General features: G+C 73.6%; 12 protein-coding genes and 1 pseudogene. 7 read left to right on the plus strand and 6 right to left on the minus strand.

The window, feature by feature from the left end; genetic code table 11:
- The first annotated feature begins 30 nt into the window (after nt 1–30).
- On the plus strand, nt 31–1461 hold the full coding sequence (locus tag ACQPXD_RS20125) for an MFS transporter (RefSeq protein ID WP_432840653.1): 1431 nt from the start codon (nt 31–33) through the stop codon (nt 1459–1461).
- A gap of 932 nt (nt 1462–2393) precedes the next feature.
- Here ACQPXD_RS20125 and ACQPXD_RS20130 read toward each other — a convergent pair.
- On the minus strand, nt 2394–3314 hold the full coding sequence (locus tag ACQPXD_RS20130) for a phosphotransferase (protein WP_432840655.1): 921 nt from the start codon (nt 3312–3314) through the stop codon (nt 2394–2396).
- The gene (locus ACQPXD_RS20135) at nt 3311–4084 is read right to left on the minus strand and encodes an alpha/beta hydrolase (RefSeq protein WP_432840657.1); all 774 of its coding nucleotides are present in this window, start codon (nt 4082–4084) and stop codon (nt 3311–3313) included. Before ACQPXD_RS20135 ends, ACQPXD_RS20130 begins: the two co-directional genes overlap by 4 nt.
- A 39-nt stretch (nt 4085–4123) precedes the next feature.
- Between ACQPXD_RS20135 and ACQPXD_RS20140 the strand changes: the two genes are divergently transcribed.
- The 5 genes and pseudogenes from ACQPXD_RS20140 to ACQPXD_RS20160 all read left to right on the plus strand — a co-directional run.
- Nucleotides 4124–5296 (plus strand): MFS transporter, encoded by a 1173-nt coding sequence (locus tag ACQPXD_RS20140; RefSeq protein ID WP_432840659.1) that lies wholly within the window; start codon nt 4124–4126, stop codon nt 5294–5296.
- A 308-nt stretch (nt 5297–5604) separates the two neighbouring features.
- A complete protein-coding gene (locus ACQPXD_RS20145) occupies nt 5605–7572 on the plus strand; it encodes a glycosyltransferase family 2 protein (RefSeq protein WP_432840661.1) in 1968 nt (655 codons plus the stop codon).
- Nucleotides 7569–8759 (plus strand): glycoside hydrolase family 26 protein, encoded by a 1191-nt coding sequence (locus ACQPXD_RS20150; RefSeq protein ID WP_432840663.1) that lies wholly within the window; start codon nt 7569–7571, stop codon nt 8757–8759. Before ACQPXD_RS20145 ends, ACQPXD_RS20150 begins: the two co-directional genes overlap by 4 nt.
- An 18-nt stretch (nt 8760–8777) precedes the next feature.
- Nucleotides 8778–11228: an Hsp70 family protein gene (locus tag ACQPXD_RS20155; protein WP_432840665.1), complete on the plus strand. Its 2451-nt coding sequence runs from the start codon at nt 8778–8780 to the stop codon at nt 11226–11228.
- Between the two features lie 88 nt (nt 11229–11316).
- Nucleotides 11317–11466, plus strand: a pseudogene (locus tag ACQPXD_RS20160) (DsbA family protein); the annotation flags it as partial.
- A gap of 155 nt (nt 11467–11621) precedes the next feature.
- On the opposite strand, the gene ACQPXD_RS20165 reads toward ACQPXD_RS20160, so the two are convergent.
- Complete coding sequence (locus ACQPXD_RS20165) at nt 11622–12323, minus strand: GNAT family N-acetyltransferase (protein WP_432840667.1); 702 nt, start codon at nt 12321–12323, stop codon at nt 11622–11624.
- A gap of 79 nt (nt 12324–12402) precedes the next feature.
- Between ACQPXD_RS20165 and tsaA the strand changes: the two genes are divergently transcribed.
- On the plus strand, nt 12403–12819 hold the full coding sequence (tsaA, locus tag ACQPXD_RS20170) for a tRNA (N6-threonylcarbamoyladenosine(37)-N6)-methyltransferase TrmO (protein ID WP_432840669.1): 417 nt from the start codon (nt 12403–12405) through the stop codon (nt 12817–12819).
- Between the two features lie 8 nt (nt 12820–12827).
- Here tsaA and ACQPXD_RS20175 read toward each other — a convergent pair whose 3' ends face one another.
- From ACQPXD_RS20175 to ACQPXD_RS20185, 3 genes are read right to left on the minus strand one after another with little or no spacing between them, the layout of a single operon-like run.
- Nucleotides 12828–14438: a dipeptide ABC transporter ATP-binding protein gene (locus ACQPXD_RS20175; RefSeq protein WP_432840671.1), complete on the minus strand. Its 1611-nt coding sequence runs from the start codon at nt 14436–14438 to the stop codon at nt 12828–12830.
- Nucleotides 14438–15286 carry an ABC transporter permease gene (locus ACQPXD_RS20180; RefSeq protein ID WP_432840673.1) on the minus strand — a complete coding sequence of 283 codons (849 nt, stop codon included), beginning with the start codon at nt 15284–15286 and terminating at the stop codon, nt 14438–14440. Before ACQPXD_RS20180 ends, ACQPXD_RS20175 begins: the two co-directional genes overlap by 1 nt.
- Nucleotides 15287–15291: 5 nt before the next feature.
- On the minus strand, nt 15292–16212 hold the full coding sequence (locus ACQPXD_RS20185; RefSeq protein ID WP_432840675.1) for an ABC transporter permease: 921 nt from the start codon (nt 16210–16212) through the stop codon (nt 15292–15294).
- Nucleotides 16213–16214 lie beyond the last annotated feature (2 nt).

A 16214-nucleotide genomic window follows, 5' to 3' on the forward strand; every position in this document is an offset into this window, starting at 1 on the left:
GAACCCGCCCCGCGACCGCACCGTCGGGGCATGCGTAAATGGTCTGCCCTGATCGCCGTCTGTATCGGCACGTTCATGCTGCTCGTCGACGTCACCATCGTCACCGTCGCGCTGCCCGCCGTGGCCCGCGACCTGCACGCCGGACTCGGCGGCCTGCAGTGGGTGCTCGACGGCTACGCCCTCGCCCTCGCCGCGGTGCTGCTCGCCGCCGGCGCCGTCGCCGACCGGCACGGCCGCCGGCGGGTCTACCTCGGCGGCACCGTCCTCTTCGCGGCCGCCTCCCTGCTCTGCGCGCTCGCGCCCAACCCGGGCCTGCTCATCGCCGCCCGCTTCCTGCAGGGCCTGGGCGGCGCCGCGATGTTCGCCACCACCGTGGCCATCCTCAGCGTCGCCTACACCGGCCGTGACCGCGGCGTCGCGTTCGGCATCTGGGGCGCGGTCAACGGCGCCGCCGCGGCGGCCGGACCGATCGCCGGCGGCCTGCTCACCGAGCACTACGGCTGGCACTGGATCTTCCTGGTCAACATCCCGGTGAGCCTGATCGCCGTCGGGTTCACGCTGCGCGGCGTGACCGAGTCCCGAGGCCGCGCCGGCGCCCGGCTGGACCTGGCCGGCACCGTCACCTTCACGGTGAGCGCCGCGGCCGCCATCTACGGGCTGATCCGCGGCGGCGACGCCGGCTGGACCGACCGCCTGACGCTCGCGTCCTTCGCCCTGGCCGCGTTCGCGCTGGTCGCCTTCGTCGCCGTGGAGCGCATGGCCGCCCACCCCATGCTGGATCTGGCCCTGTTCGCCAAGCCGTCCTTCGCCGCGCTCATGGTGGCGGCGGTACTCGTACAGGCCGCGGCCTTCGCGTACCTCCCGTTCACCACGGTCTGGCTGCAGCAGTTCCTCGGCAAGGGGCCGGTCGACGCGGGCCTGCTCGGCGCCCTGCCGCTGTCCGCCGCGAGCTTCATCGTCGGCGCCCTCGGCGGCCGCTTCCTGCAGCGCGTCTCCCCGCGCTGGACGATCGGGATCGGCACGCTGCTCATCGCCGCGGGCGCCTTCGCGCAGGCCCGCCTGACCGCGGCCAGCCCGGCCACCGTGCTGATCCCCGGCCTGATCCTGGCGGGCCTGGGCGTGGCCGCGGTCCTGCCGACCCTGGCCTCGGCCGTCCTGGCCGCGGTGCCGCACGAGCGCAGCGGCATGGCGGGCGGCGCGGTGAACACCTTCCGCCAGCTGGGCTTCGCCCTCGGCGTGGCGGTGTTCGGCTCGATCTTCGCCGACCGGCTGGCCGCGCACACGCCCCCGACCCTCGGCACCGCCGCCGACGCGGTGAACCACGTCCTGATCGCGGCCGGCGCCGTGGCCGTGGCCGCCGCGGTCCTGGTCCTGGTGCTGGTCCGCGCCGGCCGCCCCGCCTGGGAGCCCCAGCCCGAGGCCACCCCCGGCACCCCGCAGGCGGCGGCCTCCGCTCGCTGATCCGCGATCGCCCTGGTGCTGAAGTCCCAGCACCAGGGCGCGCGCCGTCGACGCGGCGGACGGTGGGCGAGCCGACCGTCCGCCGGAGGCGACACGGCATGCACCGGCACACCGCGCCCGCCGCCCGCGGACCTCGTGGGACGCCGCGCCCCGGCGCATCAGCGCACGCATTGTGTCGCGGCGCGGTCGCTGATCCGTCCGCGCCCGCCGCGCGCGGACCTCGTGGGATGCCGCGGCGCATCAGCGCACGTATTGCGCCGCGGCGCGGTCGTTGATCCGTTAAGTCGGGCACTCCGTGCCACGACTTAACGGATTTATCGCCTGACGGGGCATAAGTCCGAAAAGTCGTGGCGCGGAGCGCCCGACTTTTCGATATTCGCCGTCCGTAGCGGGCGAGTGCGACGGAGTGCCCGACTTTTCGATCATCACCGCCTGCCGCCGGCGAGCGCCGAAGTGCGCAGCAGCAATAAGTCTCCGCGATCATGCGCGCGAGTCGCCGCGAAGCGCCGTTTTTCATGATCGTGGAGCGGAAATGTACCTATGTGTACCATAAGTCTCCGCGATCATGAAAAACCCTTGGTGTCACAGCGGCCGCGTTCATGATCACGGAGACTTCTCGCCTGCGCGCCACGCCCCGGCGTCGGTGTCGCGCCGACCGCTGGAGTGCGGGCCGGCTGGCGACCGGACCTGGTCGCGGGCCCTGCCGGTGCGCACGCCGTGCTGGGCGAGCCGGCCCGACCGGCTACCGCGCGCCCTGGTGGGCGAGCGGGCCCGGTCGGCTACTGCGGGCCGTGCTGGGCGAGCGGGCCCGGTCGGCTACCGCGGGCCGTGCTGGGCGAGCGGGCCCGGTCGGCTATCGCGCGCGGTGCTGGGCGAACCGGCCCGGCCGGCTACCGCGCGCCCCGCCCCGCCGCTGGGCTGGCAAGGCGGACCTAGAGGCCGGCCAGGCGGGCGCGCTCCTCGGCCTCGGCGCGGGCCAGCCAGTCGCGGTCGTCCAGGACGCCCTTCTTGGCGTTGAACAGCCGGATCCACAGCCCGGCGGCCCAGGCCGCCTCCACCTCGGGAGGCGTCCAGGGCCGCCCGGCGGCGCGCTGGTAGGCCTCGAGGAACGCCGCGCTCTCCTCGACCGTCGCGCCGATGCGCGCCTCGCCGGCCGGCCACATCGCCGCCGCGACCCCGGCGACGACCGCCTCCGGCTCGCTCACCGCGCTGTCCCAGTCGTGCACGGCCACGGGCTCGTCGCCGCGCCACCAGACGTTGTGCGCCTCGAAGTCGCAGTGTCCGACCACCGGAGGCGCGTCGAACCGGCCCAGCCGCTCGCGCACCGCGATCGCCGCCTCATCGTGCCAGCTCGGCACCGAGTGCAGGTCCGCGTCGCGGTCGTCGGGCCGCGGCCAGATCGCCCCGTCGCGGTGGTGCCAGCGGATCCACGGCGGCGACGGCGCCAGCGACGGTACCTCCCGCGGGTCCGGCGCCGCCCGCACGAGCCGGGCCAGCAGCGCCGCGAACGCGCCGGCCCAGGCCACGCCCTCCGGGCGGCCCGAGGGGTCCGCCGCGGGCGGGGCAACGGCCGGCTCGGCGCTCAGGGCGAACTCGCCGAGCCGGGCGGGGCCGGCGATCGGCTCGGGGCAGGGGAAGCCGGCCCGCCACAGGTGCCGGTGCACCTGCGCGCAGCCGGCCAGGCGGTCCTCCCACGGCCGGGCCTTCACCACCACCGTGCGGCCGTCGGCGAGGCGCAGCACGTGCACCTCCGACAGGAAGCCCGTCTCCAGCAGCGTCTCGGTCACGGCGCTGCCCAGCCAGTCGCCGATCCAGGTGTAGGGGACCGGCCAGCGCCGGAAGGCCGTGGTCACGACAGCGGCAGCCAGGCGAGCACGTCGCGGATCTTGGTGTCCCAGAACTGCCAGTCGTGGTCGCCGGGGGAGAAGTCGGCGGTCAGCGGGACGCCGTGCCCGGCGCACGCGTCGCGGAACAGCTCGTTGCTCGGCAGCAGCGCGTCCTGCGTGCCGCACGCGATGTAGAGCGGCGGCGGGTTGCGCACCTCGCCCAGCAGGTGCAGCAGGTCGTCGCCGGTGCCCGCGACCGCCGGCGGGTCGCCGAAGATGCGCTCGTACATCCGCGGGTCCTCGGGGCGGTGCGCACCGGCGGCGAGCCGCCCGGCCAGGTCGAGCGCGCCGGAGAGGCTGGCCGCGGCGCCGAACCGGTCGGGGTGGCGCAGCGCGAGCTTGAGCGCGCCGTACCCACCCATGGACAAACCGGCCACGAAGGTCTTCGCCGGGTCGGCGGAGAGCCGGAAGAAGCCGCGGGCCGCGCGCGGCAGCTCCTCGGCGACGAACGTCCAGTACGGCCGGCCCCAGACCTCGTCGGCGTAGAAGCTGCGGTGCACCTGGGGCATGACCACGGCCAGGCCCAGCTCGGCGACGTACCGCTCGATCGACGTGCTGCGGGTCCACGCCGTGTCGTCGTCGCTGAGCCCGTGCAGCAGGTAGAGGGTCGGGAACTCGCCGGTGCGACCGCTGCCGCCGATGCCGATGTGGCCGGCGGCCGACTCCGGCAGCAGCACCGTCATCGATGTGCCGAAGCCGAGCGCCGCGGAAAAGAAGTCGCAGCGGACCAATGCCATGCTCGATACTCCAATCGGTACGCCGTTCAGGGAGCGCCCATGCCCGGACGCCGGCGCGCGAACCTCGCCCTGGCCGCCCTGTCCATCTCGACATTCACCTTCGTCACCACGGAGGTGCTGCCCGTCGGGCTGCTCACCCTCATGGCCGACGACCTCCACCGGTCCCGCTCGCAGGTCGGTCTGTTGATGACAGGCTATGCCGCGGTGGTCGTGCTGATGTCCCTGCCCCTGGCCCGGATCACCCAGCGGGTCCCGCGCCGGCTCCTGCTCGGCGTCACGCTCGGCGTGTTCTCCGCCGCCACGCTCGTCACCGCCCTCGCCCCCGGCTACGGCCTGCTGCTCGCCGCGCGGCTCCTCGTCGCCGCCACCCAGGCGCTGTTCTGGTCCGTCGTCGCCTCGACCGCCACCGGCATGTTCCCGCCCTCGCAGCGCGGCCGGACGGTGGCCCGGATGTCCATCGGCGCCGCGCTCGCCCCGGTGCTGGGCGTGCCGATCGGCACCTGGCTGGGCCAGCAGGCCGGGTGGCGCTTCGCGTTCCTGGTCATGGCCGCGATCGGCGTCGCCACCTGCGCGGTCGTGGTGGCGCTGCTGCCGTCCGGGCCGCCCGGTGCGCAGCACGGCGCGCGCGGTGCGGCGCCCGACCTGCGGCGCTACCTCGTGCTGATCGTCTGCACCGCGATCGGCGTGACCGGCGCGCTGACCGCCCAGACCTACGTGACGCCGTACCTGCTGGACGTCACCGGCTTCGCCGCCGCCGCCCTCGGCCCGCTGCTGCTGGTGACCGGCATCGCCGGCTTCCTCGGCACCGTCGCGGTCGGCCGCTTCCTCGACCGGCACCCCTGGCCGGCCCTGGTCACCCCGCTGGCGCTCATCACCGGCGCCCTGCTGGTCCTCTACTGGCTCGGCGCGGTGCCGCCGGTCGCGATTGCCGCCTTGGCCGTGGCCGGCTTCTCGTTCAGCGCCATGGCCGCCGCGGTGCAGAACCGGGCCCTGCAGGTCGCGCCGGGCAGCACCGACCTGGCCTCGGCCGGCAGCGGCTCGGCGTTCAACGTGGGCATCGCCGCCGGCTCGTTCCTGGGCGGCCTGATCATGGACCGCGCGGGCGTCCACGCGGTGGCCCTGGCCGGCGCCTGCATCACCGCGGTCGCCCTGGCCGTCCTGCTGGCCGAGCCGCGGCTCGTGCCGGGAAGTCGGCGAATTGACAGCGGTTAACGTATTTTCCGCCGTATTCCTGTCTCCTTGCCGCGCGCCACTGGATTGGTTCAAGAAAGAGATCGAGAAGTCGCCTGTCGGATCTCCTACATTCGTCCGGTCCGGGTGGGTCGAAACGGACCGGACTTCGGCCCGAAGAGGTGCTGTAACCTGCGAAAACGACCATGGTGAGGTATACCGCAGGTCGGGCGTTCGGCCGGTCCGGATGATCGCGAGTTATGCCTACGATCAGGACTGCCGAACGCGGCGCGGGAACGGTGCCGAATGCGCCGTCCCGCCGGGATGCCTGAAGATCGGAGGCCGGGTCGTTGCTGGACACCGCCGTGCCCCGATCGGTAAGAACCGGCGCCGTCGACGGCGGCGCGCCCAAGCCCGGCCGCGCGGAGCGGCGCAAGCTCAAGCTGCAGGCCAAAGAGGCCGCGACGCACCGGGCGTATGAGGACTGCAACGAGATCACCGGCGTGCTCACCACGCCGCGGCTGGCGCAGCAGCCGGTGGTGTACCGCAAGGTCGGCGGCCCGTGGCGGCGGGTGATGCTGTCGCTGCTCATCGCCGCGAACTTCCTGACCGGGCTGGTGTTCATCGGCTGGCTGCTGCTGCCGGAGCACATCCCGGGCGGCCGCGGGTTCGGCTACGGCGCCGACGACTGGCACCTGATCGTCGCGCGGGTCGCGTTCTGCTTCGTCGTCCTCGTCGAGGGGGTACGGCTGCTGCAGAACTTCGCCGTCTGGGTCTTCGCCTGGCGGGCCCGCGACCCGGTCCCGATGGTGCCGGAGCCCGGGCTGCGCATCGCGATGCTCACCACGATCGTGCCGGCCAAGGAGCCCATCGACGTCGTCGAGCGGTCGCTGCGGGCGATGCAACAGGTCCGCTACGACGGCCAGGTCGACATCTGGATCCTCGACGAGGGCGACGACCCCCGGGTCAAGGCGATGGCCCGGCGGCTCGGCGTGCACCACTTCAGCCGCAAGGGCCGGCCCGAGTTCAACCAGGAGCACGGCGCCTTCCGGGCCAAGACCAAGTCCGGCAACCACAACGCCTGGCGGGCCACCCACGAGCACGTCTACGACGTGGTCGCGCAGATGGACCCCGACCACGTGCCGCTGCCCAGCTTCCTGGAGCGCACGCTGGGCTACTTCCGCGACCCCGACGTCGCCTTCGTCGTGGCCCCGCAGGTGTACGGCAACATGTACAACAACTGGGTCGTGCACGGCGCCTCGGTGCAGCAGTACCTCTTCTCCGGCCTGATCGAGCGCGGCGGCAACGGCCTCGACGCGCCGCTGCTCATCGGCACCAACCACCTGTACCGCCCGCTCGCCTGGGCGCTGATCGACGGCTACCAGGACTCGATCATCGAGGACCACCTGACCAGCATGGTCGTGATGGGCGCGAAGAACCCGCTCACCGACCGCAAGTGGCAGGGTGTCTACACCCCCGACGTCATCGCCGTCGGCGAGGGCCCCACCAGCTGGACCGACTACTTCAACCAGCAGAAGCGCTGGGCCTACGGCGTGTGGGAGATCCTGCTGCGCCGCTCCCGGCCGCACCTGAAGAAGCTCCGCGCGCCCCAGCGGCTGTGCTACGGGCTGGTCCAGTCGTACTACCCGAGCGTCGCCCTGTCCGCGGTGTCGGGCGTGGTGGCCACCAGCGTCTACCTCGGCCTGGGCATCAACGCCGCGCAGATCCAGTGGCAGCTGTGGGCCGGGCTGTGGGCGGCCAGCATGGGCACCTGGGCGGTCCTGTGGCTGTGGCTGCGCCGGTTCAACCTGGCCCGGCACGAGCGCCGGGAGATCGGCGTCCACGGCATGCTGCTCGCCCTCTTCGCCGTGCCGATCTACGTCGCCGCCGGGTTCGCCGGGCTGCTGCGCCGGCCGCTGGCCTACGCGGTGACCGCCAAGGGGCGGCTGCGCAGCGTCGACGGGCCCAGGACGTTCCGCACGCACTTCGTCTGGGCCCTCGTGGGCGTGGCCATGCTGGCGTCCAGCTTCGTCTTCGGGTACGACTCCCTGGTCCTGCGCTTCTGGGCGGTGCTCAGCGTGGTCGTCGGCGTGATCCCGCCGCTGATCGCCTTCGGGACGTGGCTGCGCGAGCGCGGCGCCGTCGAGCCGGAGGAGGACCCGGTGACCTCGGGCCTGGTCGTCACGATCCGGGCCACCGCGTCGACCGCCGTCTCGATCGAGGACCTCCCGACCGTGCACGGCTTCCCGGCGGTCCCGCATGCCGGGTTCCCGCTGCCCCACCAGGCCCGGCCCCAGGCCCAGGGGAGCCCCGCATGATCACCCTGCCGCGGATCATGCTGGCCGCGCTGCTGCTCATCGGCGGGTACGTCTTCGTCGTCGCCCCGCGCGTCGACGCCTACACCACCCCGCGGGCGCAGTGGCAGCCGCAGGTGGCCGAGCCGCGGCCGTCCTTCTCGCCGGCGCCGAGCACGCCCGGCAAGCGCCCCCAGCCGTTCCCGCAGGCGGGCACCGCGTTCTTCGGCATCTTCACCGAGAAGGGCCCCGGCGACCTCACCGACTACAACGGCTTCGTCCAGGCGGCCGGCAAGAACCCGCAGGTCATGATGTTCGCCTCCGGGTGGGGCGCGCAGAAGCACTTCGACCGGCAGCCGTTCGACCGCATCGTCAACCGGGGCATGCTGCCCATGCTCGGCTGGGAGCCGTGGGACTACCGGGCCGAGTCCAAGCAGGACCACGACCGCGGCACCCAGCCGGCGTACCGGCTGTCGAAGATCAGCGGCGGCGACTACGACGCCTACATCACCGAGTGGGCGCGCGGCATCAAGGACCTCGGCTACCCGGTCGCCATCCGGTTCGCGCACGAGATGAACGGCTACTGGTATCCGTGGTGCGAGTCCGCCAACGGCAACCAGCCCGGCGACTACGTGCGGGCCTGGCGGCACGTGCACGACCTGTTCGCGCGGATCGGCGCCGAGAACGTCATCTGGGTGTGGAGCCCCAACGTCGTCTACGAGAATGCCACGCCCCTGTCCGAGCTGTACCCGGGCGACGCCTACGTCGACTGGGTCGGGCTGTCCGGCTACTACGGCACCGCGGGCATGGAGACGTACCAAACCTTCGACCAGATCTATCGGCCCACCCTCGCCGAGCTGAAGACCATCAGCAAGCGCCCGATCGTCGTCACCGAGACCGCCGCCACGGATGCGCAGGGGCGCAAGGCCGACTGGATCACCGACCTGCTCAAGACGCTGCCGAAGCACCCGGAGATCATCGGTTTCTTGTGGTACGAGTCGGTCAAGGAGACGGACTGGCGCATCGCCGCCTCGAAGGCCGCGTCCACCGCCTTCGCCGAGGGCATCGCCCAGCCCTACTACGGGGCCCGCTGGTCGCCGGACGAGGTGCCGCGCACGACCCTGCCGGCCACCGCCCAGTCCTCGGCGTCGCCGTCCCCGTCGCCGTCCCCGTCGGCGTCGGCGTCGGCGTCGGCGTCCCGATCCAACTAAGACCATTTCTCGAGGAGCATGCATGGTGAGGTCGTCGTGGTGAGCCCGGCGCCCGGCGGCTACGTGGTCGGCATCGACCTCGGCACGTCGAACACGGTCGCGGTGATCCGCTCGCCCGACGGGCGGCGCCGCCCCGTGCTCTTCGACGGCGCCCCGCTCATGCCGTCGTCGGTGTTCCTGCAGGACAACGGGCAGCTCGCGGTGGGCCGCGACGCGCAGCGGCTGGCCCAGCTGGACCCGGGCCGCTACGAGCCCAACCCCAAGCGCCGCATCGACGAGCCGGCCGTGCTGCTCGGCAACACCGAGGTGCCCACCGTGCACCTTTTGGCGACGGTACTGCGGGCCGTCGCGCGCGGAGTCAGCGAGATCACCCGCATCGCGCCCCCAATCGTGCTCACCTACCCCGCGTCGTGGGGCCAGACCCGCCGCAAGCTGCTCTACGACGCCGCCGTCGCGGCCGGCTGGCCCCAGATCAGCATGATCCCCGAGCCGGTCGCCGCCGCCCGCTACTTCATCAGCGCCCTCAATCACCCGCTGCCCCGCGGCGCCGCGATGGTCGTCTACGACTTCGGCGGCGGCACCATCGACATCGCCGTGGTCCGCAACGACCCGCAGGGCTTCACCGTCGTCGGCTCCGGCGGCCTGGAGGACGTCGGCGGCCTCGACCTCGACGCCGCCCTGGTCGAGCGGCTCGGGGAGGTGCTGCGGACCGCCGAGCCGGCCGTGTGGCGCCGGCTGCAGGACCCGCAGACCTCCCAGGACCGCCGCGACCGGCGCCTGTTCTGGGAGGACGTCCGCGGCGCCAAGGAGATGCTCTCGCGCACCACGGTCGCCCCCGTCGCCGTGCCCGGCGTCGAGGCCGCGCTGCACCTCACCCGCGAGGAGCTCGAGAGCCAGATCGGCCCGATGATCGCGCGTACCGTCGCCGAGACCGCCCGCGTCGTGCGCGGCTGCGGCCTCCAACCGGGCCAGCTCGCCGGCATCCTGCTCGTCGGCGGCTCGTCCCGGGTCCCGCTGGTCGCCCGGATGCTGCACCGCGAGCTGCAGGTCGTGCCCACGGTCCTGGAGCAGCCGGAGCTGCCGGTCGCCGAGGGCGCGGTGGTCCACCCCGCGGAGCTGACCACCGATGGCCGCTTCGGCGTCGCCACCGGCTCGGCCTCGGTCGGCCGCCCGTCTTCCCCGGTCAGCGCGCCGCCGTCCGGGGCGGGGGACATGACGGGCGTCGAGGCGGCCTACCCGGTGTCCGGGATCCCCGTGTCGTCGATGCCGTCCCCGGTCTCCGCGGTCCCGGTCTCGGGCGGCCCCCGCTCGGTCGCGCCGGTCTCCGCGGCGCCCGCCCTGTCGGCCGCGCCCGTCTCACCGGCCACCTCGTCGCCCGCCCCGGTCGGGTATGCCTCCTCGGCCGCCCCGGCCACCATCGCCGAGCCGGAGACGCCGCCGACTCCGGTCCGCCGGCGCCGCGGGCTGATCATCGCCGCCGTCGTCGCGGTCGCCGTCCTCGCCGCCGGCGGCGCGTGGGCCTTGCAGTCCTTCAACGGCGGCGCCGGCGGTGACGGCCCGTCCACGCCGGTATCGCCGATCGGTAAGTGGGAGGCGCTGCCGTCCGTGCCGACCGAGCTGGACGGCGACCCGGTCGCGTTCGAGGGGGCCGGTGCCGCCGTGGTCCGCAACAAGCTGTACGTCATCGGCGGCTGGACCGCCGAAGGTCTGCGCCCGAAGCTGAACTCGGTATGGATCTACGACCTGAGCCAGGGCGCCGGCGGCAAGTGGGAGCACGGCCCGTCGCTGACCGAGCCGCTCAGCCACATGTCCGTCGTCGTTGACGGCACGAACAAGATCTATGTCATCGGCGGGTGGAACGCGAGCGGCGCCACGGACGAGGTCTGGACGCTGTCGCCGGACAAGCCGGACGCGTGGCAGCCCGGCCCGAAGCTGCCCCAACCCCGCAACTCCGGCGCGGCGGCGTTCGACGGGACCCACATCGTCTTCGCCGGCGGCACGAAACCCGGCGAGGGCAACGTGCCGGCCGACGACATCTGGGAGCTGGGCGCCACGGGCTGGAACCCGATCGGCACGCTGTCCGTGGCGCGGGCGAAGCTCGCCGCGGCCACCGACGTCGCCGGGACGACCTGGTTCATCGGCGGCGCCGGCCAGGACACCATCGACATCGTGGCGCACGACAAGCTCCAGCCGAACCCGGGCCTCAAGCTGGACCACCCGCGCGAGGGCCCGTCCGCGTTCAACATCGGGGGCTTGGGCCTGTGTGTCCTCGGCGGCCACGACGGCGGGGATTTCTACGACTGGTGGTGCGAAGACGGCAGCCAGACCCCGAAGCTACCGAAGCAGCCCCAGCCCCGCGCGGGCATGGCGGTCGCGGTCAGCAACACCACCATCTACACGATCGGCGGGTACTACCCGCGAACGAACGGCAGCAACACGGTCGAGGCGTTCAAGTTCACCAGCGGCTGACGCTCGCCGGTCGGTCGTCCGAGGTCGGCTTGGCCCAATGAAATGCGGTCCGAATTGGAACTTCCGAGGGCCAATCCGCGCGGGTTGAATGGCTCGCGTGATCGTCGTTGACATGTGGTTCGACCCGAAGTGTCCCTGGGCCTGGAACGCCTCCCGCTGGCTGCTGGAGGTCGAAACGGTCCGGCCCGTGGAGGCCCGCTTCCACGTGATGAGCCTCTGGCTGCTCAACCAGGGCCGCCAGGGCCTCGAGCCGTGGCGGCCGGGCGCCTCTTCGACGGCTTCCGGCTGATGGTGGAGACCCCGGGCTTCTACGAACTCAAGCGCGGCAACCGCACGTCCCCGGCCGTCGACTGACCCGGGCGCGGCTCAGCCGGGGGGGTTTGAGCCGCGGGGTCAGGCCGGGGTTCGGACCGCGGTGAACGAGGGGCGCTTGCGCAGCTCGAAACCGATCGACTCGTAGAGCCGGATCGCGTTGGTGTTGGTGGCGGACGCGTGCAGGAACGGCCGCTCGCCGCGGGCCCGGATGCCGTGGGCCACCGCCTGGACCAGCCGGGTGGCCAGACCGCGGCCGCGGAAGGCCGGGTCCGTGCACACCGCGCTGATCTCGGTCCAGCCGGGCGGGTGCAACCGCTCGCCGGCCATCGCGACCAGCGCGCCGTCGTAGCGGATCCCGAGGTAGGTGCCGAGCTCGACCGTTCGGGTCCGAAACGGTCCGGGCTGGGTGCGCTCCACCAGGTCCAGCATCTCGGGCACGTCCGCGGCGCCGAGCACCACCGCCTCCGGATCCGGTCCGGCCGCCACGGCGACGCCGACCATCTGCACGCCGTCGAACGAGCGCACCGGGCCCCACTCGGCCGGCGGCGGGGGCATGTCGCCGGTCAGCCAGACCTCCGTGTCCGGCCCGGCCAGCTTGGCCAGGTCCGCCCACGCCTCCGGGCCGGCGTCGGGGGCCAGGCCGTAGAACGGCGCCACATCGGCCCGGTAGCGCGCCGCCCGGCCGATGATCTCGGCAAAGGTCCGGTGCGGGCCGTTGAGCGCGGACCACACCGGCGCGTCGAGCCCGTGGCCCGTGCCGGCTCGTTCGTCAGGTTCCATCGTGCAAGATCTTTCCATAGTGGCCGTGCGCCGGTGTGATCGACGGTATGGCCGGGGGACGCGGTGTAGGGTCCGACGGGTGGAGCATGACGGGTTCGTGGTGCGCCCGATCGGCCGGGTCGAGTCGCCGCTCACCGACCGCAAAGGCGCCCCGCGCCAGAGCGACGAGAGCGCCCCGGAGGCGTGGCTGGTCTTCGAGGAGCGGGTCCGGCCCGCGCTCGCCGACCTCCGCCCGGGCGACCAGATCGTGCTGCTCACCTGGCTGCACCGGGCCGACCGGGACGTGCTGGCGGTCTACCCGCGCGGGGACCGGACCCGACCGGAGACCGGCGTGTTCAGCACCCGGGCGCCGGACCGGCCCAACCCGATCGGCCTGCACCGGGTGGCCGTGCTCGCGGCCGACGGACTGCGCCTGCGGGTCACCGGGCTCGAGGCCATCGACGGCACCCCGCTGCTCGACGTGAAGCCGATCCTCCGCGGCGTCGACGAGCGCTGACCCGGGCCTCACGCGTGGTCGCCGGCGGGGGCGCCGGAAAGGTCCAGGGACGGCAGCGCGGCCAGCAACCGCTGCGTGTACTCGTGCGCCGGCGTGTTGAACACCGCGTTCACCGGCCCGTCCTCCACGACCCGGCCGCCCTGCATGACCAGCACCCGGTCCGCCAGGTGGTGCACGACGCCCAGGTCGTGCGAGATGAACAGCAGCGCGGTGCCGTCCGCGGCCTGCAGGTCGCACAGCAGGTCGAGCACCTGCGCCTGGATCGACACGTCCAGCGCCGACACTGGCTCGTCGCAGACCAGCACGTCGGGGCGCGGACCGATGGCCCGGGCGATCGTGACCCGCTGCCGCTGCCCGCCGGACAGGGCGCGCGGCCGCCGCCGCAAATGGTCCGCGCCGAGACCGACCCGCTCCAGCAGCTCGACCACCCGGTCGCGGCGGGTCCGGCCGCGCTCGTCGAGCGGTTCGCCGACGATGTCCTCCACGGTGTACCGCGGGTCGAACGAGCTCAGCGGGTCCTGGGAGATGACCTGCAGCCGGCGGCGGCGGGACCGGCGGCGCCGCTCCGGGATGCCGCTCCACGGCTCGCCGTCCAGCCGGACCGTTCCGGCGGTCGGGTCGAGCAGGCCCAGCGCGATGCGGGCGACCGTGGTCTTGCCCGAGCCGGACTCGCCGACGATGCCGAGCGTCTCGCCACGGCGCAGCGCGAAGGTCACGTCCTCGACCGCGGTCCGCGCACCGAATCGGTGGTGGATCCCCTCGGCGGAGAGCACCTCCGCGCCGGGCTCGGGGCGCGGCGGCAGCGGCTCCCGGGTGGCCGAGGAGAGCCGCACGCCGCGGGACTCGGCGGTCGGCACGGCGGCGAGCAGCAGCCGGGTGTACTCGTCCTCCGGCGCGCGCAGCACCCGCTCGGTCGGCCCCTGCTCCACGATCCGCCCGTCGCGCATGACCAGGACCCGGTCGGCGATGCCCGCGACGACGGCCAGGTCGTGGCTGACGAGCAGCAGCGCGTGGCCCTCGGCGCGGCGCTTGGCCAGCAGCCGCAGCAGCTGCGCCTGCACGGTCACGTCCAGGGCGGTGGTCGGCTCGTCGGCGATCAGCAGCGGCGGGTCGGCGGCGATGGCCGAGGCGATGAGCGCGCGCTGGCGCAGCCCGCCGGACAGCTCGTGCGGATACGACCCGGCCCGGTCCGGCGGCACGGTGACCGATTCCAGCAGCGCGGCGATCCGGGCCGGCCGCTCGCCGGCCGTGCCGATGCGGTGGGTGCGCAGCGCCTCGCCGATCTCCCGGCCGACCGTGTTGAGCGGGTCGAGCGAGACCAGGGCGTCCTGCAGGACGAGGCCCACCAGGCGCCCGCGCAGCCGCTGCCAGTCCCGGTCGGAGTAGCCGGTGGTGTCGCGCCCGGCGACCGAAAGGCCGCCGTGGCGGACCGTTGCCGTGTCGCCGGCCAGCCCGACGAGCGTCCGCGCGGTCACGCTCTTGCCCGACCCGGACTCGCCGACGATGGCCACGCACTCGCCGGGCGCGACGGTGAAGCTGATCCCGCGCACCGCGTGCACGCCGCCGGGGAAGGACACGTGCAGGTCGGTGACCGCGACCAACGGGTCCACTGTGGACATCAGTGCCTGCCTTCGAAGCGGGCCTGCAGCCGGCGGCCGACGGCGGTGAGCGAGACGACGGTGGCGGTCAGCGCCAGCCCGGGCAGGATCGCCGACCACCACGCGACCCGCAGGTAGCTGCGGCTCTCGGCCAGCATCGCGCCCCATTCCGGCGACGGCGGCTGCGGGCCCATGCCGAGGAAGGACAGCGAGGCCGCGTTGACGATCGCGCTGCCCAGGCCGATGGTGGCCAGGATCGGCAGCGGCCCGAGCACGTTGGGCAGGATGTGCCGCACCGCGAGCCGGGCGCCGGACAGGCCGAATGTTCTGGCCTGCTCGACGTAGCCGGCCCGGCGGACCAGCAGGGTCTGCGCGCGCACGATGCGGCCGTAGCGCGGCGCGAAGGCGAGCGCGATCGCCAGGATCAGGCTGGGCGTGCCGGGCTCGGTGAAGGCGATGAACAGCAGCGCCAGGAGTACCTCCGGGAAAGCCGACAACACGTCCAGCGCGCGGCTGAGCACCTCGTCCACGGCGCGCGGCGACAGGCCGGCGACGAGCCCGACCAGGGCGCCGGCCACGACCGACAGCCCCGTGGCGGCCAGGCCGATGCTCAGCGAGTACCGGGCGCCGTAGACGACCCGGGTGAACACGTCCCGGCCGAGCTGGTCGGTGCCGAACCAGTGCGCGCCGCTGGGCGCCTGCAGCGCGGTGAGCGGATCGGCGGCGAGCGGGTCGGTGCCGGTCAGCAGCCGGGGCGCGAGCACCGCGACCGCGACGAGCACGAGGAACGCCGCGGGCACGACGAGCGCCGGCACGCGCCGGCCGGCCCTGACGTCCGCTGTGGACGGAACGGGCAGCGAGATGTCCACTGTGGTCAGCCCTTCCGCAACCGCGGGTCGATGATGAGGTACGCCAGGTCGGCCAGCGTGCTCAGGACCACGTAGATCCCGGCGGCCAGCATCACCACGGCCAGCACGACCGGGATGTCCTTGCTGCTGACCGCTTCGGTGGCGACCTGACCCAGCCCGGGCCGGCCGAACACCTGCTCGACGACCACGGCGGCGCTGAGCATGAAGCCGATGAGCGTGCCGCCGAGCGTGACCGCGGGCAGCAGCGCGTGGCGCAGCGCGTGCCGCCACACCAGCGCGAAGCGGGTGAGGCCGCGGGCGCGGGCGGTCACCGCGAAGGGCTCCTCGAGCGCCCGTTCGAGACCTTCCCGGATCACCTGGCTCAGCAGCGCGCCGATCGGCAGGGCGAGCGAGAGCGCGGGCAGCACCAGCGCCGCGGCGTCGCGGTCGCCGGAGACCGGGAACCAGCCGAGCCGGAACGAGAACAGGCTCAGCAGCAGGATGCCGATGAGGAAGCTGGGCGCGGAGATGACCGACAGCTCCAGCACCGAGATCAGCCCCCGCAGCCAGCGCGGCCGGCCGCTGGTGAGCACCGCCAGGCCGACCGCGATGACGATGCTGAAGAGGCTGGCCAGCAGGGTCAGTTTCACGGTCGGCAGGATCTGGCTGCCGATGATGTCGGCGACCGGCCGCTGCAGCAGGTAGGAGCGGCCGAGGTCGCCGTGCGCCAGCCGGGCCAGGTAGTCGAGGTACTGGACCACGGCCGGCCGGTCCAGACCGAGGTCCGCGGCGATCTGCGCGCGGATCGTCGGGGTGTCCGGACCGTTGCCGACCAGCGTGTCGACGGTGTCGCCGGGCGCCAGCCGCAGCGCCAGGTACGCGGCGGTGGCGGCGGCCCAGAGGACCACCGCCGCACTTGCCAGCCGCCGCAGGATCGGCCTGAGCATCG

Origin of the sequence: Dactylosporangium sp. CA-092794, assembly GCF_050948465.1 — a bacterium.
GTDB lineage: Bacteria > Actinomycetota > Actinomycetes > Mycobacteriales > Micromonosporaceae > Dactylosporangium.

What these genes read in the sequence shown, in the direction of transcription:
- ACQPXD_RS20125 (WP_432840653.1), top strand. Translation starts at nt 31, where the DNA reads ATGCGTAAATGGTCTGCCCTGATCGCCGTCTGTATCGGCACGTTCATG.
- ACQPXD_RS20135 (WP_432840657.1), bottom strand. Translation starts at nt 4,084, where the DNA reads ATGGCATTGGTCCGCTGCGACTTCTTTTCCGCGGCGCTCGGCTTCGGC.
- ACQPXD_RS20140 (WP_432840659.1), top strand. Translation starts at nt 4,124, where the DNA reads ATGCCCGGACGCCGGCGCGCGAACCTCGCCCTGGCCGCCCTGTCCATC.
- ACQPXD_RS20150 (WP_432840663.1), top strand. Translation starts at nt 7,569, where the DNA reads ATGATCACCCTGCCGCGGATCATGCTGGCCGCGCTGCTGCTCATCGGC.
- ACQPXD_RS20155 (WP_432840665.1), top strand. Translation starts at nt 8,778, where the DNA reads ATGCATGGTGAGGTCGTCGTGGTGAGCCCGGCGCCCGGCGGCTACGTG.
- ACQPXD_RS20165 (WP_432840667.1), bottom strand. Translation starts at nt 12,323, where the DNA reads ATGGAACCTGACGAACGAGCCGGCACGGGCCACGGGCTCGACGCGCCG.
- ACQPXD_RS20175 (WP_432840671.1), bottom strand. Translation starts at nt 14,438, where the DNA reads ATGTCCACAGTGGACCCGTTGGTCGCGGTCACCGACCTGCACGTGTCC.
- ACQPXD_RS20185 (WP_432840675.1), bottom strand. Translation starts at nt 16,212, where the DNA reads ATGCTCAGGCCGATCCTGCGGCGGCTGGCAAGTGCGGCGGTGGTCCTC.